Here is a 14,000-nt window from a genome sequence, read left to right as displayed (position 1 = left end):
TGCTGAGCCGAGCACCTCGGTCCTAGCGTGCCGAGACATGGCCGGAGTCGAGACAGGCACCATCACCACGGACATCCCCGCTCGCATGGACCGCCTCCCGTGGGCGCGCTGGCACTGGATGGTCGTCATCGGCCTCGGCGCCGTCTGGATCCTCGACGGCCTCGAGGTGACCATCGTCGGCTCGATGTCGGAGGCCCTCAAGCCGGAGGACACCGGGCTCGGGCTGTCGAGCGCCGACATCGGCATGGCCGGTGCGATGTACGTCGCCGGCGCGTGCATCGGCGCCCTGTTCTTCGGCCAGCTCACCGACCGGTTCGGCCGCAAGAAGCTGTTCCTCATCACGCTCGGCGTCTACACCGTCGCCACCGTGCTGACCGCGTTCTCGATGAACCCGGCGTGGTACTTCGCCTGCCGGTTCCTCACCGGCGCCGGCATCGGCGGGGAGTACGCCGCCATCAACTCCGCGATCGACGAGCTGATCCCGGCGAAGTACCGCGGCCGGGTCGACGTGGCCATCAACGGCTCGTTCTGGGTCGGCGCCGCACTGGGGTCGCTGCTGACCATCCCGCTGCTCGACCCCAACGTCGTCGACCCGAGCTGGGGGTGGCGTGCCGCGTTCGCGCTCGGCGCGATCCTGGCCGTCGGCATCCTGGTCGTGCGCCGCCACGTGCCGGAGAGCCCGCGCTGGCTGTTCATCCACGAGCGTGAGGAGGAGGCCGAGCGCATCGTGGACGACATCGAGCGGGAGGTCTCGCGCGAGTCGGGCAAGGAGCTCCACGGCGTCGACCAGACGATCACGATCCGCCAGCGCAGGACGATCAGCCTGGCGCTCATCGCCAAGACGGTCATCACGATGTACCCGCGGCGCACGGTCCTGTGCTTCTCGCTGTTCGTCGGCCAGGCGTTCCTCTACAACGCCTTCTTCTTCACCTACGGCGACACCCTCAGCACGTTCCTCGGCGTCAAGCAGACCGGGTGGTACCTCGCGATCTTCGCGGCCAGCAACTTCCTGGGCGCCCTGCTGCTGAGTCCGCTCTTCGACTCCATCGGCCGGGTCCGCATGATCGCCGGCACCTACATCGTGTCCGGCGTCCTCCTCGCGGTCGCGGGGACCATGCTCGGCGGGCTGACGGCCGTCACGCTGACGATCTTCGGCGCCGTCGTCTTCTTCTTCGCCTCCGCCGGGGCCAGCGCGGCGTACCTCACCGCCTCGGAGATCTTCCCGATGGAGACGCGCGCGCTGTGCATCGCGTTCTTCTACGCCATCGGGACCGCGGCCGGCGGCATCACAGGACCGCTGCTGTTCGGGCGCCTCATCGACTCGGCCAGCAAGGACGGCGACATCACCGGGATCGCCCTCGGCTACTTCATCGGGGCGGCGCTGATGATCGCCGGCGGCGTCATCGAGATCTTCCTGGGCGTCAAGGCGGAGGGCCAGTCGCTCGAGGACATCGCCCAGCCGCTCACCGCGGAGGACCAGCCGGCCCACGACGGGTCGGTGGCCGCGACCTGACCCGGCTGCGGGAGGATGGCCGGGTGAGCCTGCACCGCACCGAGCTCGGCGACTCCGGTCCCCGCGTCGTCTTCTGCCACGGACTCTTCGGCCAGGGCAAGAACTGGACGCAGGCCGCCAAGGCCCTCAGCACGGACCACCGGGTGCTGCTGCTCGACATGCCCAACCACGGCCGCTCGCCCTGGACCGAGACCTTCGACTTCCTTGAGCTGGCCGACCTGGTCGCCGCCGAGATCGGCGACGAGCCGGTCGCCCTCGTCGGGCACTCCATGGGCGGCAAGATCGCGATGTGCCTCGCCCTGCGGCACCCGGAGCTGGTCGAGCGGCTGGCCGTGGTCGACATCGCCCCCGTGGCGTACGACAGCGGGCGGGAGTTCGTGGGCTACATCGAGACGATGCGGGCCCTGGACCTCGAGGCCCTGGAGAGCCGCGGCCAGGCGGAGTCGGCCCTGGAGGAGGCGGTGCCCAACCGCGTGGTGCGCAGCTTCCTGCTGCAGAACCTCAGGCGCACCGACGACGGCTGGCACTGGCAGATGAACCTCGACCTGCTCGGCGCGCACATGGCTGAGCTGGTCGGCTGGCCCGGTGAGCGGCTCGGTGACGCCTCGTACGACGGCCCGGTGCTGTGGGTCGGAGGTGCCCGCTCCGACTACATCTCCGACGACCACGCCGGTGAGATGGACCGCCGGTTCCCGCGCAACCGGCGAGTGCTCGTGAAGGGGGCGGGCCACTGGGTCCACTCCGAGCAGCCGGACGTGTTCCTCGAGGTGCTGAGGCGCTTCCTGCCCTGAGGGGGGCGGTCCTCAGGTCCGCTGGCGCGCCCGGTAGGCCGCAACGGCCTCCCGGTTGCCGCACGTGGTGGAGCAGTAGCGCCGGGAGCGGTTGCGCGACAGGTCGAGCACGACGTCGTCGCAGTCGTCGGCCGCGCACGTGTCGAGGCGCGACATCTCGTCGGCGCGGATCACGTCGACCATCGCCATCGCCGTCTCCACCACGACCCGCTCGTCGAGCGGGCGGTCGGGGTCGACGGCGTGGAGGTGCCAGTCCCAGTGGTCGTGGCGCTGGAGCTGGGGGAGTGCCTTGGCGCGGGCGAGCATGTCGTTGACGATGCCCGCCGCCTCGTCGCGATCGGCCAGCAGCAGGGACCTCAGGGCGGGACGCAACCGGCGTACGGACTCCAGCTCGCCGGCGGTCGCGTCGTGCCGACCCGTGTAGGGCCACGAGGCGAGGAACGACGACAGGTCGTCGACCGATCCGAGGGGCGCCCCCGGCTCGTCGGTGGAGTTGACCAGCGCGACGGCTGCCTGCAGCGACGCGTCCGTGTCATCCGTGAAAAGCATGTTGACACATTACAGGAGGCGCGCCTAACGTCATGACCGTGACGGCTTTGACTCATGACACCGCGCGGTCGCGGACCACGACCGGTCTGGCCCTGGCGGTCGCGTCGGCCGCGTCCTTCGGGCTGTCCGGCGTGCTGGCCCGCGGCCTGCTCGACACCGGCTGGAGCGCCGGGGCGACGGTGGCGCTGCGGATCGCGATCGCGGCCGCCGTGCTGGTCGTCCCGGGGATCCTCGCGGTGCGCGGGCGCTGGCACCTGCTGCGCACCAACGCCGGGCTGATCACGGTCTACGGCATCGCGGCCGTCGCTGGCGCCCAGCTCTGCTACTTCTACGCCGTCACCTACATGCAGGTCAGCGTCGCGCTGCTGCTGGAGTACACCGCCCCTGTCGCCGTCGTCGTGTGGCTGTGGCTCCGCCACGGGCACCGTCCCTCGGGCACCACGCTGCTGGGCGCCGCCATCGCCGCCGGCGGTCTGGTGCTCGTGCTCGACGTCGTCTCGGGCGCGGAGCTCAGCGTCGTCGGCGTGCTGTGGGCCCTCGGCGCCATGGTCGGTGCCGCGACCTACTTCATCATCTCCGCCGACGAGGACAACGGGCTCCCGGGCATCACGCTCGCGGCCGGCGGCCTCGTGGTCGGCGGTGCCGTGCTGCTCCTCGCGGGCCTCAGCGGCGCGCTGCCGTTCCACGCCTCGACCGCCGACGCGGTCTACGACGGGCGGGCCGTCGCGTGGTGGATCCCGGTGGTCGCGCTCGGCCTCGTGACCGCGGCCTTCTCCTACGTGACCGGGATCGCGGCCGGACGTCGGCTCGGCAGCCGGTTGGCGTCCTTCGTCGCGCTCGGCGAGGTCCTCGCCGCCGTCATCTGGGCGTGGCTGCTGCTCGGCGAGCTGCCCCGCCCCGTGCAGCTGGCCGGCGGCCTGCTGGTGCTGGCCGGTGTCGTCGTGGTCAAGCTGGGCGAGTCACGGGCCCCGCTCCTGGTCGAGCCCCTGCCGGAGTCGGGGCACGACCCCGAGCGCGACCCGGAGCCCGACCTCAGTGGGCGTCCTGCCGCCTGAGGAACACCTCGCGGTGCAGCAGGAGCAGTGCCGCGGCGACCGGGACCGCGAGCAGGGCCCCGATGATGCCCATGAGCGAGCCGCCGACGAGGGCGGCGACGACCGTCACGGAGCCCGGCAGGTCGACCGACTTCCTCATGATGCGCGGGTAGATCACGTAGGACTCGAACTGCTGGTAGGCGACGTAGTAGATGAGCGTCACCAGCGCGACGGTCGGGGAGAGGGTCAGCGCGAGGAGCGTCATGAGCGCCCCTGACACGAAGGCGCCGACGACCGGGATCAGCGAGAAGAGCCCGACGACGAACGCCAGCGCGAAGGCGTACTCGCTGAGGCCGACCACGAACGAGAAGATCAGCGTGCTGATGCCGGCGCAGATCGCGACGACGAACGCGCCGGCGACGTAGGCGCCCGTCGACCGGATGATCCGGTCGCCGAGCTCGCTGACGCGGGGACGGCGCGAGGCGGGGGCCAACGAGTAGGCGGCGTGCTTGATGCTCGGCAGCGAGGCGAGGAAGTAGATCATCAGCACGATGACGATGAGGCTGTTGGTCACCGCGGAGAGCACCCGCAGGCCGACGCCCAGTGCTCCGCCGAAGACCTTCTGCCCGAAGTCGCCGTTCTGGATGTACTCCTGGGCCTTGGCGATGACGTCGAACTGGTCGTCGAGCTTCTGCACCTGGCGGTTGGCCTGCAGCTCGTCGAGCCAGTCAGGGGCGTTGCGGGTGATCAGCGCGATCTGGTCGCTGATCACGGGGGCCACGGCGACGACGAACAGCGCCAACACGGCCATGACCGCGACGAGCACGAGCAGCACCGACAGGCCGCGCCGGATCCCGCGGCGCATGAAGAACTCCACGACCGGGTTGAGCCCGATCGCGAGGAACATCGACATGACGAGCAGGACCAGCACCGAGGAGATGCTGAGCAGCTGCTCGGTCAGGAAGATCGCGGCCACGGCCCCGAGCGCGCCGAAGAAGCCGATCTTGAACGGGGAGTGGCGCAGCAGCAGCGGCGTGGGTGAGGGCTCGGCCGGGACGTAGGGAGCCGGGGCGTCCTCGTCGAGCACGAGGTCGGTCGCGTCGTCGATGTGCTCGGCGATGGCGGCGGCCCCGAGGGCCGACGCCTGGGCCGACTCCTGGGCCGACTCCTGGGCCGACTCGGCGGCGGCCTCGGCCCGGTCGGCGTCGTCGGACACCTGGTCGGCGACCTCCCCGAGCACTTCGGGGAGCTCGGCCGGGTCGTCAGCGGCGTCGCGCAGCGCAACGGCGGCGCTCGACTCGGAGGGTCGCTCCTCGGTGCTGCCGGGGCCGGAGGTGACGAGCTCCCGGAGCCGGACGCGCCAGCTCAGGACTCGTCCTCGCCGAAGCCCGCGACGACGTCGCGCAGGGCACCCAGCTGGGCGGTGATGGCGTCACGACGCTTCGCGGCGCGGTCGACCTCGGCCTGGATGTTGGCCAGCTCGCGCTCCGCCTCGGCGACCCGCGTCGCCCCGATCGAGTCGGCCTGCGTGCGGGCCGAGGCGACGATCTGCTCGGCCTCGCGCCGGGCCCGCGTGAGCAGACCCTCGGACTCGGACTGGGCCTGCTGGCGGTGGGTGTTGGCCTGGGACGTGGCCTCACGCGCGCGCTGCTCGGCAGCGTTCGCCCGTGCCTCGGCCTCGGCCACCAGCCGCTGGGTCTCGGAGGTGGCGTTGCTGTGGTGCTCGGTCGCCTCGCGGGCGAGCCGCTCCTTCTCGACGGCCAGCGTGCGGCGGGCCTCCTGGACCTCGCGGTCCGCTGCGGCGCGCGCCTGCTCCGCCTCACGGGTGGCGGTCACGCGCATCTCGTTGGTCTCCTGCTGCGCGGCGAGCCGGACCTGGTCGGACTCGCGGCGCGCGGAGGCGAGCAGGTCCTCGGCCTCGGCCTTGGCGAGGCTGCGCTCGGTCTCGGCGTCGGCGGTCAGCCGCGAGCGCATCTCGTCGAGCTCCTTGAGCTGGACCATGCGCATGTCGTCGGCCTCGCGAGCGGCGTCGGCACGGATGCTGTGGGCGTCGCGCTCGGCCTGGGTGCGGATCTCGTCGGCCTCGCGGCGGGCGGCGGTGCGCACGTCGGCCGCCTCGTCCTCGGCCATCTTGAGCATGGAGGTGGCGCGACCGCCGAGGCCGGCGTAGGTCGGGTTGGTGTTCTCGGAGACCTCCTGGCGCAGCCGCTCGAGCTCGGACTCAAGCTCGATGACTCGCTCCTCGCTGCTGGCGAGGCTGGTCGCCAGGCCGGACTTCTCGCTGTGGAGCTGGTGGACGCGCTGGTCGACCGCTGCCTTGTCGTAGCCGCCGCGGCGCACCACGGGGAGGGGATTGCTCGCCTGGGCGGGCACCGCGGGGCGCGGTGCGGCCGGGGGGACCACCGGTGAGCGCCGGGTCGCCTCGGCCGCGGGAGCGGCGGGCGGGGGCGTCGTCCGGGCAGACGGCTGGGCAGCCGGCTGAGGGGTCGGCGGAGGGGTCGGCTCGGCCGCCGCGCTCGGCTCGGGAGCCTTCTTCGCGGCAGAGTTCTTCGCCGCTGCCGGCGGTTCGTCCTTCGGGGTGACCGGCAGCACCTGGGTCTCCTCGCCGGCGGTCTCACGCGCGGTCGAGCCGCTCGGAGCGGCCTTGTCGTCGGCGGACTCCGGCTCGTCGAAGATGGACAGGCCCTGGTCGGAAGCCATGGTGAGGCACCCTCTCTCAACTCGTACGGACTGCGTCGGAGCCAGTCTCTCCGATGCCCTCCAAAAGACACACCCCGGCTCGCGGGCGACTTCGTGCGAGTCGCGCGAACCGGGGTGTGAAAGGTCTCAGGCCCGATCTCAGTTCCGAGACCTCAGGCGGGATCAGACGCCGCGGAACCTGTTGATCGCGGTCTCGTGCTCGGCCCGCATCTCCTGGTCGAGCACGCCCAGCCCCTCCTCAGGGGCGAGGCAGAGGACGCCGACCTTGCCCTGGTGGGCGTTCCGGTGGACGTCGAGGGAGGCCTGGCCGACCTCGTCGAGGGTGTAGGTCCTCGAGAGGGTCGGGTGGATCTTGCCCTTGGCGATGAGGCGGTTGGCCTCCCACGACTCACGGTAGTTCGCGAAGTGGCTGGAGATGATGCGCTTGAGGTTCATCCACAGGTAGCGGTTGTCGTACTCGTGCATGTAGCCCGACGTCGAGGCGCACGTCGTGATGGTGCCGCCCTTGCGGGTGACGAAGACGGAGGCACCGAAGGTCTCGCGGCCGGGGTGCTCGAAGACGATGTCGATGTCCTCGCCGCCGGTGAGCTCGCGGATCCGGGCGCCGAAGCGCTTCCACTCCCGCGGGTCCTGCTGGGTGCCCTCGTCGTTCCAGAACTTGTAGCCCTCCTCGGAGCGGTTGATGATCAGCTCCGCTCCCATGCTGCGGGCGATCTTCGCCTTCTCCTCGTTGGAGACCACGCACACGGGCGTCGCGCCGCCGTTGAGGGCGTACTGCGTGGCGAAGCCGCCGAGGCCGCCGGAGGCGCCCCAGACGAGGACGTTGTCGCCCTGCTTCATGTCGCCGCCGTTCTTGCTGACGAGCTGGCGGTAGGCCGTGCAGTTGACGAGGCCGGGGGAGGCGGCCTCCTCCCAGGTCAGGTGCTCGGGCTTGGGCATGAGCTGGTTGGCCTTGACCATCGCCACGTCCGCGAGGCCGCCGAAGTTGGTCTCGAAGCCCCAGATCCGCTGCTCGGTGTCGAGCATCGTGTCGTTGTGGCCGTCAGGGCCCTCGAGCTCGACGGACAGGCAGTGCGCCACGACGCGGTCGCCGGGCCTCCACTTCGTGACGCCCGGCCCGGTCTTGAGCACGACGCCGGCCAGGTCGGAGCCGACCACGTGGTACGGCAGGTCGTGGCGCTTGGTCAGCTCGCTGTTACGGCCGTAGCGCTCGAGGAAGCCGAAGGTCGAGACCGGCTCGAAGATCGAGGTCCACACGGTGTTGTAGTTGATGGCGCTCGCCATCACCGCCACGAACGCCTCACCGGGCCCGAGCTCGGGCAGCGGCACGTCCTCGACGTGGAGGGACTTGCGGGGGTCCTTCTCCTTGGCGGTGAGGCCCTCGAACATGTCCACCTCCTCCTTCTTCACGAAGGCGGCGCGGTAGGACTCCGGGAGCTCGAGGCTCGCGAAGTCCTCCGCTGTGGCGTTGCCGGACTGGATGGCGTCGAGGATGTTCTGCACGGGTGTCTCCTGGTGAGGCATCGGGTGAGGCATCGGGGGCACGAATGGCGGTCAAGATACCGGCGAGTAACCTCGAGCGGTCGGAGGTGTGACGTACGTCGCTCGGGCGCAGGCGTCAGTGCGGGCGGGCGGCGGGCTCGACGAGCTCGACCAGCACGCCGCCGGCGTCCTTGGGGTGGATGAAGTTGACGCGGCTGTCAGAGGTGCCGCGCCGGGGGGCGTCGTACAGCAGGCGCAGGCCGCGTCCGCGCAGCACGTCGGCCACGTGCTCCACGTCATCGACCCGGAAGGCGAGCTGCTGGATCCCCTGGCCGTTGCGCTCGAGGAACTTGGCGATCGTCGACTCGGGGGAGAGCGGCGCCAGCAGCTGGATGCACGAGCCGGAGTCGCCCACCCCGACCATCGCCTCGCGGACGCCCTGCTCCTCGTTGACCTCCTCGTGGAGGACCTCCATGCCGTAGGCCTCCCGGTAGAAGGCCATGGCCTCGTCGAGGTCGGGCACGGCGATGCCGACGTGGTCGATGGCGGTGAAGAGGTGCCGGACGTCGCTCAGCTCGGGGGTCATGGGGTCATGCTGTACGACGCCGGGCCCGGGGGCGAGGGGGTGTGACCGTCGCCACTCCCGGGGCCGAGCGGCTCTCCATGGCCTATCCCAGCGTGGCGGTCCTGTCGTAGCGGCCGAGCACGGCCGCCGCGTCGATGTCGCCGACGAAGCCGAGCGGGCTGGCGCACGGGCCGCCGTAGTCGCCGACGTAGAAGTCGTCGCCGGTCGGCATCCCGTAGTAGACGCTCACCGCCGCGGGGACGGGAGTGCCGATCTGGCGGCCGTCGACGTAGAGGCGGATCGACGTGCCGTCGAAGGCACCCATCACCGTGTGCCACTCACCGTCCCAGAGGCCGGCACCCGCATCGGCGGAGCGGTAGACGTCCGTGCCGTCGGAGACGTAGAACACCAGACCGCCGTCGGCGTCGGTGAAGAGGCCGTACGACGCGTTCTCGCACTGGAAGGCACCCTTGGACATCACGTAGCGGAAGGCGCCGGCGCCGGTGCTGCGCACGCGAGCCAGGACGGTCACGCCGTCCGGCTCCAGCGACGGGGCGTCAGGCATCCGCACGCTCTGCGCGCCCGAGAACCGCAGGGCGGCGCGCTTGAGGAGGAGCAGCTTCGGCAGGGAGACCCACGTGGGGTCGTTGGCATCGACGCCCGCGGTCGTCCCCAGCATGCCGCGGTTGCCGTTGTAGGAGAGGTCGTTGGCGACCTGGCCGGAACCCTCGTCGAGGAGCCAGAGCCCCCCGACGCCTCCGGTCCGGGCGCGCGCCGGCGGAGCGGCGAGCGCCACGGCGATGGTCGCGGTCGTGGCCAGGGCGACGACGGAGGTGAGGCTTCGGCGGAACCGGTTCATCGGGCACTCCTCGTGACGGGGTGGGTGCGAGTCCCGAGTACCGCTGGCGGAGCAAGCCCACCGCGTCCGCCCACCCCCAGGGGTGAGGGAACGTACGGCCTCCCACAATTTGATGACGGAGCGTCGGGTCCCGGTCCGTGCTGTGACGAGCGCCTCACTCCGGGCGGCGGGGACACCCTCCCGGCGGGCGTGCCGCGGTGGGTAGTGTCCGAAGGAGCACGACCCCCGAACCTCGACCCGATCGCTGGAGGCACCCGTCATGTCTGGATCCGTCATCGTTGCCGGGGCTCGCACCCCGATCGGCCGCCTGCTCGGCGGGCTCAAGGACCAGTCGGCTGCCGACCTCGGCGGCGTCGCGATCAAGGGCGCCCTGGAGAAGGCCGGCGTCAGCGGCGACCAGGTCGACTACGTGATCATGGGCCAGGTCATCCAGGCCGGCGCGGGCCAGAACCCCGCCCGCACGGCCGCGGTGAAGGGTGGCGTGCCGATGTCGGTGCCCTCGATCACCATCAACAAGGTGTGCCTGTCCGGCCTCAACGCCATCGCGCTCGCCGACCAGCTGGTGCGGGCCGGAGAGTGCGAGATCGTGGTCGCCGGTGGCATGGAGTCGATGACCCAGGCCCCGCACTTCCTCCCGAAGTCGCGCGAGGGCGTGAAGTTCGGTGACGTGAAGCTGGTCGACTCGATGGCCTACGACGCGCTCTTCGACCAGTTCACCTCGCAGGCGATGGGCCTGCTCACCGAGGAGTGCAACGCGGCCGGAGCCAACCTGACGCGCGAGGAGCAGGACACCTTCGCGGCGTACTCGCACCAGAAGGCCGCGGTCGCCTGGAAGAACGGCGTCTTCGCCGACGAGGTCGTGCCGGTGGAGATCCCGCAGCGCAAGGGGGACCCCGTCGTGGTCTCCGAGGACGAGGGCGTCCGTGGCGACACCACCGTCGAGTCGCTCGGCAAGCTCCGCCCCGCCTTCAGCAAGGACGGCACCGTCACCGCCGGCTCGGCCTCGCAGATCTCCGACGGCGCCGCTGCGGTGGTCGTGATGAGCAAGGCCAAGGCCGAGGAGCTCGGCCTGACCTGGCTCGCCGAGATCGGTGCGCACGGCCAGGTGGCCGGCCCCGACTCGACGCTCCAGCTCCAGCCCGCCGCCGCGACCGCGAAGGCGTGCGAGAAGGAGGGCATCTCGCCCTCCGACCTCGACCTCGTCGAGTTCAACGAGGCGTTCGCCGCCGTCGGCATCGCCTCCGCCCGCGAGCTCGGCATCGAGGACGCCAAGGTCAACGTCAACGGCGGGGCGATCGCCCTCGGACACCCCGTTGGCATGTCCGGCACGCGGGTCGTGCTCACGCTCGCCCTCGAGCTCCAGCGCCGCGGTGGCGGCGTCGGTGCCGCTGCGCTCTGCGGCGGTGGCGGCCAGGGCGACGCCCTGATCGTCCGCGTGCCCTCTGCGTGAGGAGCGCGTGTCGCGCGGCGTGACGAGGCGGGGAGCCCAGGCGGTCCCCGACCTCGTCGCGCGTGCCCGCGAGGGTGACCCGGCCGCGGTCGCGCGGCTCATCACGCTGGTGGAGGACGCCTCGCCGCTCCTGCGCGAGGTGATGTCCGCCCTCGGTCCCGACGCCGGTCGGGCACACGTCCTGGGCATCACCGGCGCCCCGGGCGTCGGCAAGTCCACCTCCACCAACGCCCTCGTCGCCGGGATGCGGCGCGCCGGCAAGCGCGTCGGCGTCCTGGCCATCGACCCCTCCTCGCCCTTCTCTGGCGGTGCGCTCCTCGGTGACCGGGTGCGGATGGGCGACCACGCGCTCGACCGCGACGTCTACATCCGCTCGATGGGTGCTCGCGGCCACCTCGGCGGCCTGGCGTGGTCGACCCCGCAGGCGGTCCGCGTCCTCGACGCCGCCGGCTGCGACGTGGTGGTCGTGGAGACCGTCGGCGTCGGTCAGAGCGAGGTCGAGGTGGCGGGCCTCGCCGACACCACGCTCGTGCTGCTCGCACCCGGCATGGGGGACGGCATCCAGGCCGCGAAGGCGGGGATCCTGGAGATCGGTGACGTGTACGCCGTCAACAAGGCCGACCGCGAGGGCGCCGACCGCACCCGGCGCGAGCTCCGCACCATGCTCACGATGGCCGAGCGCCGCGACGGAGCCTGGCGTCCGCCGGTGCTCCAGACGGTCGCCAGCACGGGACAGGGCATCGACGAGCTGCTCGCCGAGGTCGACCGGCACGCGGCGTGGCTGCGGGAGTCGGGCGAGCTCGCCCGGCGTCGTACGGTCCGGGCGCGGCGCGAGGTGGAGGCGATCGCCCTCGCGGCGCTGCGCGAGCGGTGGGGGCGTGCCGACGCGGGCGCCGACCTCGACGCGCTCGCCCAGCGCGTGGTGGCGGGCGCGGTGGACCCCTACGCCGCGGCCGACGAGCTCCTGGCCGACGGACGGACGTCCGGCTAGGCCGTCGTCGACAACGCCTGGTGGATGTCGTCGGCGAGCTGGCGGGTCCATGCCTCCAGCACCTGCACGCTGACGCCCTGGGCAGTCACGGTGAGGAGGTGGCGCTCGCTCGCGGGCGAGGGCACCGACGCGATCACCGTGTGGCGCAGTCCGAGCGTGAGCTCCGCCGTGTCGACGGCCCGGTCCGGGTCCGGCCCGCCCGGGGGGCGGGCCGCGAAGGCTGCCCTGCTCTGACGCGCCACCCGGGCGACGTCCGCCTGCGCCAGGCCGTGGACCGCCACGGTGTCGCCGTTCGCCGTCGCGAGCAGCGCGGACGACGGACCGTCGATGGCCCCCAGCACCTCGACGAGGGAGGCCCACAGGGCTCCGACGGGAGAGTCGGGCCCCGGCGACTGCTCGAGGAGCGGCTCACGGCCCCGCCGGGAGGCACGTCCGGTCCAGGAGCCGGCCCGCGCGAGCGGGTGCGGGGTGACCAGTTCTGCGGTCAAGGGACGTCCTTCCGAGGGAACGGGGGAGCGGCCGACCCGAGACGGCGACGGGTCCTGTTGGTTCCGTGTGGCTTCCGTGTGGGTGAAATGTAACCGCGGCGCACGGCTCCGCGAGGCGATTCGGAGATGTTGCCCCGAGCGCGTGGTGCCCGAGCGGTCCGCCGTCAGCTGATGCGGAGGGTCTGCCCGGTGATGCGGGCGGCGGCGCTGCTCGCGAGGAACAGCGCGGCGTCGGTGACGGCGTCGCCGACCCGGGGCTGGCTGCGGACCAGGGTGCCGCCGGCGACCCGGCTGCCGCCCACCGGCGCGACGCTGGGCGCGTACTGGCGGGGGAGCACGGTGCGTCCCTCCTGGAGCACGGAGTTGACCCGCACGCCCAGGCCGGCCCAGTTGCGGCCGGCGCGCGCGGTCGACTCGGCCAGCTCGCGCTGGGCCGCCTCGGGGGTGCTGGCCAGCTGCAGCCAGCTGGTCACGGCGCCGGTGTTGACGACGCAGCCGCCGCCGAGGGCGGGGCTCTGGCTGAGCTTGAGCCGGAGCCGGGTCGTCAGGAACGTGGGACCGAGCAGCCCGGAGCGGGCGGCCTCGGTGATGAAGGCCTGCTCGTCGGGCGGCAGGCCGTAGGGCAGGTTGCAGGACGCCGCCAGCACCAGCACGTCGATGTGGCCGATCGTGCCGGCGAGGTGGTCGATCGAGTCCTGCCGCGCGAGGTTGACCGACTCGTAGGCGAAGGCCGAGAGGTCGTTGTCGTAGAGCGAGCGCAGCATCATCGTGCCCGTGACCGTCACCGACGCGCCGGAGGCCGAGAAGGCCGAGGCGATGCGGTGTCCTTCGCCGCGTGTGCCGCCGACCACCAGCACCTGGTAGCCGTTGAAGTCGTACGACCCCGCTGTCGTCATCGAGACGTGCCCTCCCCTAGAGACCCCGGCATGTTCTACCACGCAGTAGCTGTCGGGCGACAGGGCTGGACGGGGCTCACTCGACGCGTACGCCGTCGTCCCGGTGCTCCTCGAGCAGGTCCAGCCGCGCGGTGCGGACGGCGGCGAACGTCCACAGCTTGTTCAGCAGGAACGACAAGGGGGTCACCACCGTGATCACGATGAGCTGCGACCAGTAGAGCCGGTTGCGGAGCCCGGAGGAGTCGTCGAAGACGTCGCGCGGCAGGCTGATGACGGAGTCGGGGTGCATGAGCAGCGTGAGCAGGGCCAGTCCGATGACCTGACCCACCAGGCCCACCGCGAGGAAGGGCCAGTACTCGCGCCACCAGGGTGCGGCGAGGTTGCTCTTGAACGTCCACGTGCGGTTGAGCTGGAAGTTCGTGAGGTTGGCGACCAGGAAGGCGATCGTCGAGTAGACGTGGTACCAGCGCAGGTTGAACCCGGACGAGCCGAGGGCGAGGACCGCGTCGTCGAAGTGCGGGCCGTAGCGGCGCAGCACCACCAGGGTCAGCAGGTTGACCAGCACGCCCGAGGCGCCCACGACGCCGAACCGGACGAGGAGGCCGACGTTGCGCCGGTGCCGCGTCATCAGCGCGGCTCCCCGGGATCCCATACGCCGAGGCTACCGACCCCCGCGCCCGTT

At 71.7% G+C, this 14,000-nt stretch carries 14 protein-coding genes; 5 read left to right on the top strand and 9 right to left on the bottom strand.

The features are described from left to right. Positions 1–37: 37 nt before the first annotated feature. A complete protein-coding gene (locus tag ACXJKB_RS07485; RefSeq protein ID WP_457186937.1) occupies positions 38–1,513 on the top strand; it encodes an MFS transporter in 1,476 nt (491 codons plus the stop codon). A gap of 23 nt (positions 1,514–1,536) precedes the next feature. Next, positions 1,537–2,304: an alpha/beta fold hydrolase gene (locus ACXJKB_RS07480; protein ID WP_457186935.1), complete on the top strand. Its 768-nt coding sequence runs from the start codon at positions 1,537–1,539 to the stop codon at positions 2,302–2,304. 12 nt (positions 2,305–2,316) lie between these two features. Here ACXJKB_RS07480 and ACXJKB_RS07475 read toward each other — a convergent pair whose 3' ends face one another. Continuing rightward, entirely contained in the window at positions 2,317–2,853 is a 537-nt protein-coding gene (locus ACXJKB_RS07475; protein WP_457186933.1) for a CGNR zinc finger domain-containing protein, read from the bottom strand. A 38-nt stretch (positions 2,854–2,891) separates the two neighbouring features. Here ACXJKB_RS07475 and ACXJKB_RS07470 point away from each other — a divergent pair, with 38 nt between their 5' ends. Beyond that, positions 2,892–3,908 carry an EamA family transporter gene (locus tag ACXJKB_RS07470; protein WP_457186931.1) on the top strand — a complete coding sequence of 339 codons (1,017 nt, stop codon included), beginning with the start codon at positions 2,892–2,894 and terminating at the stop codon, positions 3,906–3,908. On the opposite strand, the gene ACXJKB_RS07465 is transcribed toward ACXJKB_RS07470, so the two are convergent. From ACXJKB_RS07465 to ACXJKB_RS07445, 5 genes are all read right to left on the bottom strand, one after another. Further along, complete coding sequence (locus ACXJKB_RS07465) at positions 3,886–5,127, bottom strand: AI-2E family transporter (protein ID WP_457186929.1); 1,242 nt, start codon at positions 5,125–5,127, stop codon at positions 3,886–3,888. The two genes, ACXJKB_RS07470 and ACXJKB_RS07465, sit on opposite strands and share 23 nt — an antisense overlap. Before the next feature lie 125 nt (positions 5,128–5,252). Then, positions 5,253–6,587 carry a hypothetical protein gene (locus tag ACXJKB_RS07460; protein ID WP_457186927.1) on the bottom strand — a complete coding sequence of 445 codons (1,335 nt, stop codon included), beginning with the start codon at positions 6,585–6,587 and terminating at the stop codon, positions 5,253–5,255. 162 nt (positions 6,588–6,749) lie between these two features. Next, positions 6,750–8,090, bottom strand: coding sequence for a crotonyl-CoA carboxylase/reductase (gene ccrA, locus ACXJKB_RS07455; protein WP_457186925.1), 1,341 nt, complete (start codon positions 8,088–8,090; stop codon positions 6,750–6,752). 115 nt (positions 8,091–8,205) lie between these two features. Further along, a complete protein-coding gene (mce, locus tag ACXJKB_RS07450; RefSeq protein ID WP_300051475.1) occupies positions 8,206–8,655 on the bottom strand; it encodes a methylmalonyl-CoA epimerase in 450 nt (149 codons plus the stop codon). A gap of 82 nt (positions 8,656–8,737) precedes the next feature. Continuing rightward, positions 8,738–9,493 (bottom strand): LamG-like jellyroll fold domain-containing protein, encoded by a 756-nt coding sequence (locus ACXJKB_RS07445; RefSeq protein WP_457186923.1) that lies wholly within the window; start codon positions 9,491–9,493, stop codon positions 8,738–8,740. Between the two features lie 259 nt (positions 9,494–9,752). On the opposite strand from ACXJKB_RS07445, the gene ACXJKB_RS07440 reads away from it, so the two are divergent. Continuing rightward, positions 9,753–10,943 (top strand): acetyl-CoA C-acetyltransferase, encoded by a 1,191-nt coding sequence (locus ACXJKB_RS07440; protein WP_457186921.1) that lies wholly within the window; start codon positions 9,753–9,755, stop codon positions 10,941–10,943. Between the two features lie 19 nt (positions 10,944–10,962). Next, positions 10,963–11,934, top strand: a complete 972-nt coding sequence (gene meaB / locus ACXJKB_RS07435; protein ID WP_457186919.1) for a methylmalonyl Co-A mutase-associated GTPase MeaB — start codon at positions 10,963–10,965, stop codon at positions 11,932–11,934. Here meaB and ACXJKB_RS07430 read toward each other — a convergent pair. The 3 genes from ACXJKB_RS07430 to ACXJKB_RS07420 form a co-directional block, all read right to left on the bottom strand. Continuing rightward, positions 11,931–12,422, bottom strand: coding sequence for a hypothetical protein (locus ACXJKB_RS07430; RefSeq protein ID WP_457186917.1), 492 nt, complete (start codon positions 12,420–12,422; stop codon positions 11,931–11,933). The genes meaB and ACXJKB_RS07430 overlap by 4 nt on opposite strands. A 164-nt stretch (positions 12,423–12,586) precedes the next feature. After that, a complete protein-coding gene (locus ACXJKB_RS07425; RefSeq protein WP_457186915.1) occupies positions 12,587–13,318 on the bottom strand; it encodes a hypothetical protein in 732 nt (243 codons plus the stop codon). 76 nt (positions 13,319–13,394) lie between these two features. Beyond that, positions 13,395–13,970, bottom strand: a complete 576-nt coding sequence (locus tag ACXJKB_RS07420) for a GtrA family protein (protein WP_457186913.1) — start codon at positions 13,968–13,970, stop codon at positions 13,395–13,397. Positions 13,971–14,000 lie beyond the last annotated feature (30 nt).

The organism is Nocardioides sp. P5_E3, from assembly GCF_054049275.1.
Note: the sequence above shows the minus strand (reverse complement) of the source record. Positions and strands in the feature narration are given on the sequence as shown.

Bases quoted from the DNA above. Each gene is read 5' to 3' on its own strand.
- ACXJKB_RS07485 (WP_457186937.1), top strand. From the start codon at position 38: ATGGCCGGAGTCGAGACAGGCACCATCACCACGGACATCCCCGCTCGC.
- ACXJKB_RS07475 (WP_457186933.1), bottom strand. From the start codon at position 2,853: ATGCTTTTCACGGATGACACGGACGCGTCGCTGCAGGCAGCCGTCGCG.
- ACXJKB_RS07460 (WP_457186927.1), bottom strand. From the start codon at position 6,587: ATGGCTTCCGACCAGGGCCTGTCCATCTTCGACGAGCCGGAGTCCGCC.
- mce (WP_300051475.1), bottom strand. From the start codon at position 8,655: ATGACCCCCGAGCTGAGCGACGTCCGGCACCTCTTCACCGCCATCGAC.
- ACXJKB_RS07445 (WP_457186923.1), bottom strand. From the start codon at position 9,493: ATGAACCGGTTCCGCCGAAGCCTCACCTCCGTCGTCGCCCTGGCCACG.
- ACXJKB_RS07440 (WP_457186921.1), top strand. From the start codon at position 9,753: ATGTCTGGATCCGTCATCGTTGCCGGGGCTCGCACCCCGATCGGCCGC.
- ACXJKB_RS07425 (WP_457186915.1), bottom strand. From the start codon at position 13,318: ATGACGACAGCGGGGTCGTACGACTTCAACGGCTACCAGGTGCTGGTG.
- ACXJKB_RS07420 (WP_457186913.1), bottom strand. From the start codon at position 13,970: ATGGGATCCCGGGGAGCCGCGCTGATGACGCGGCACCGGCGCAACGTC.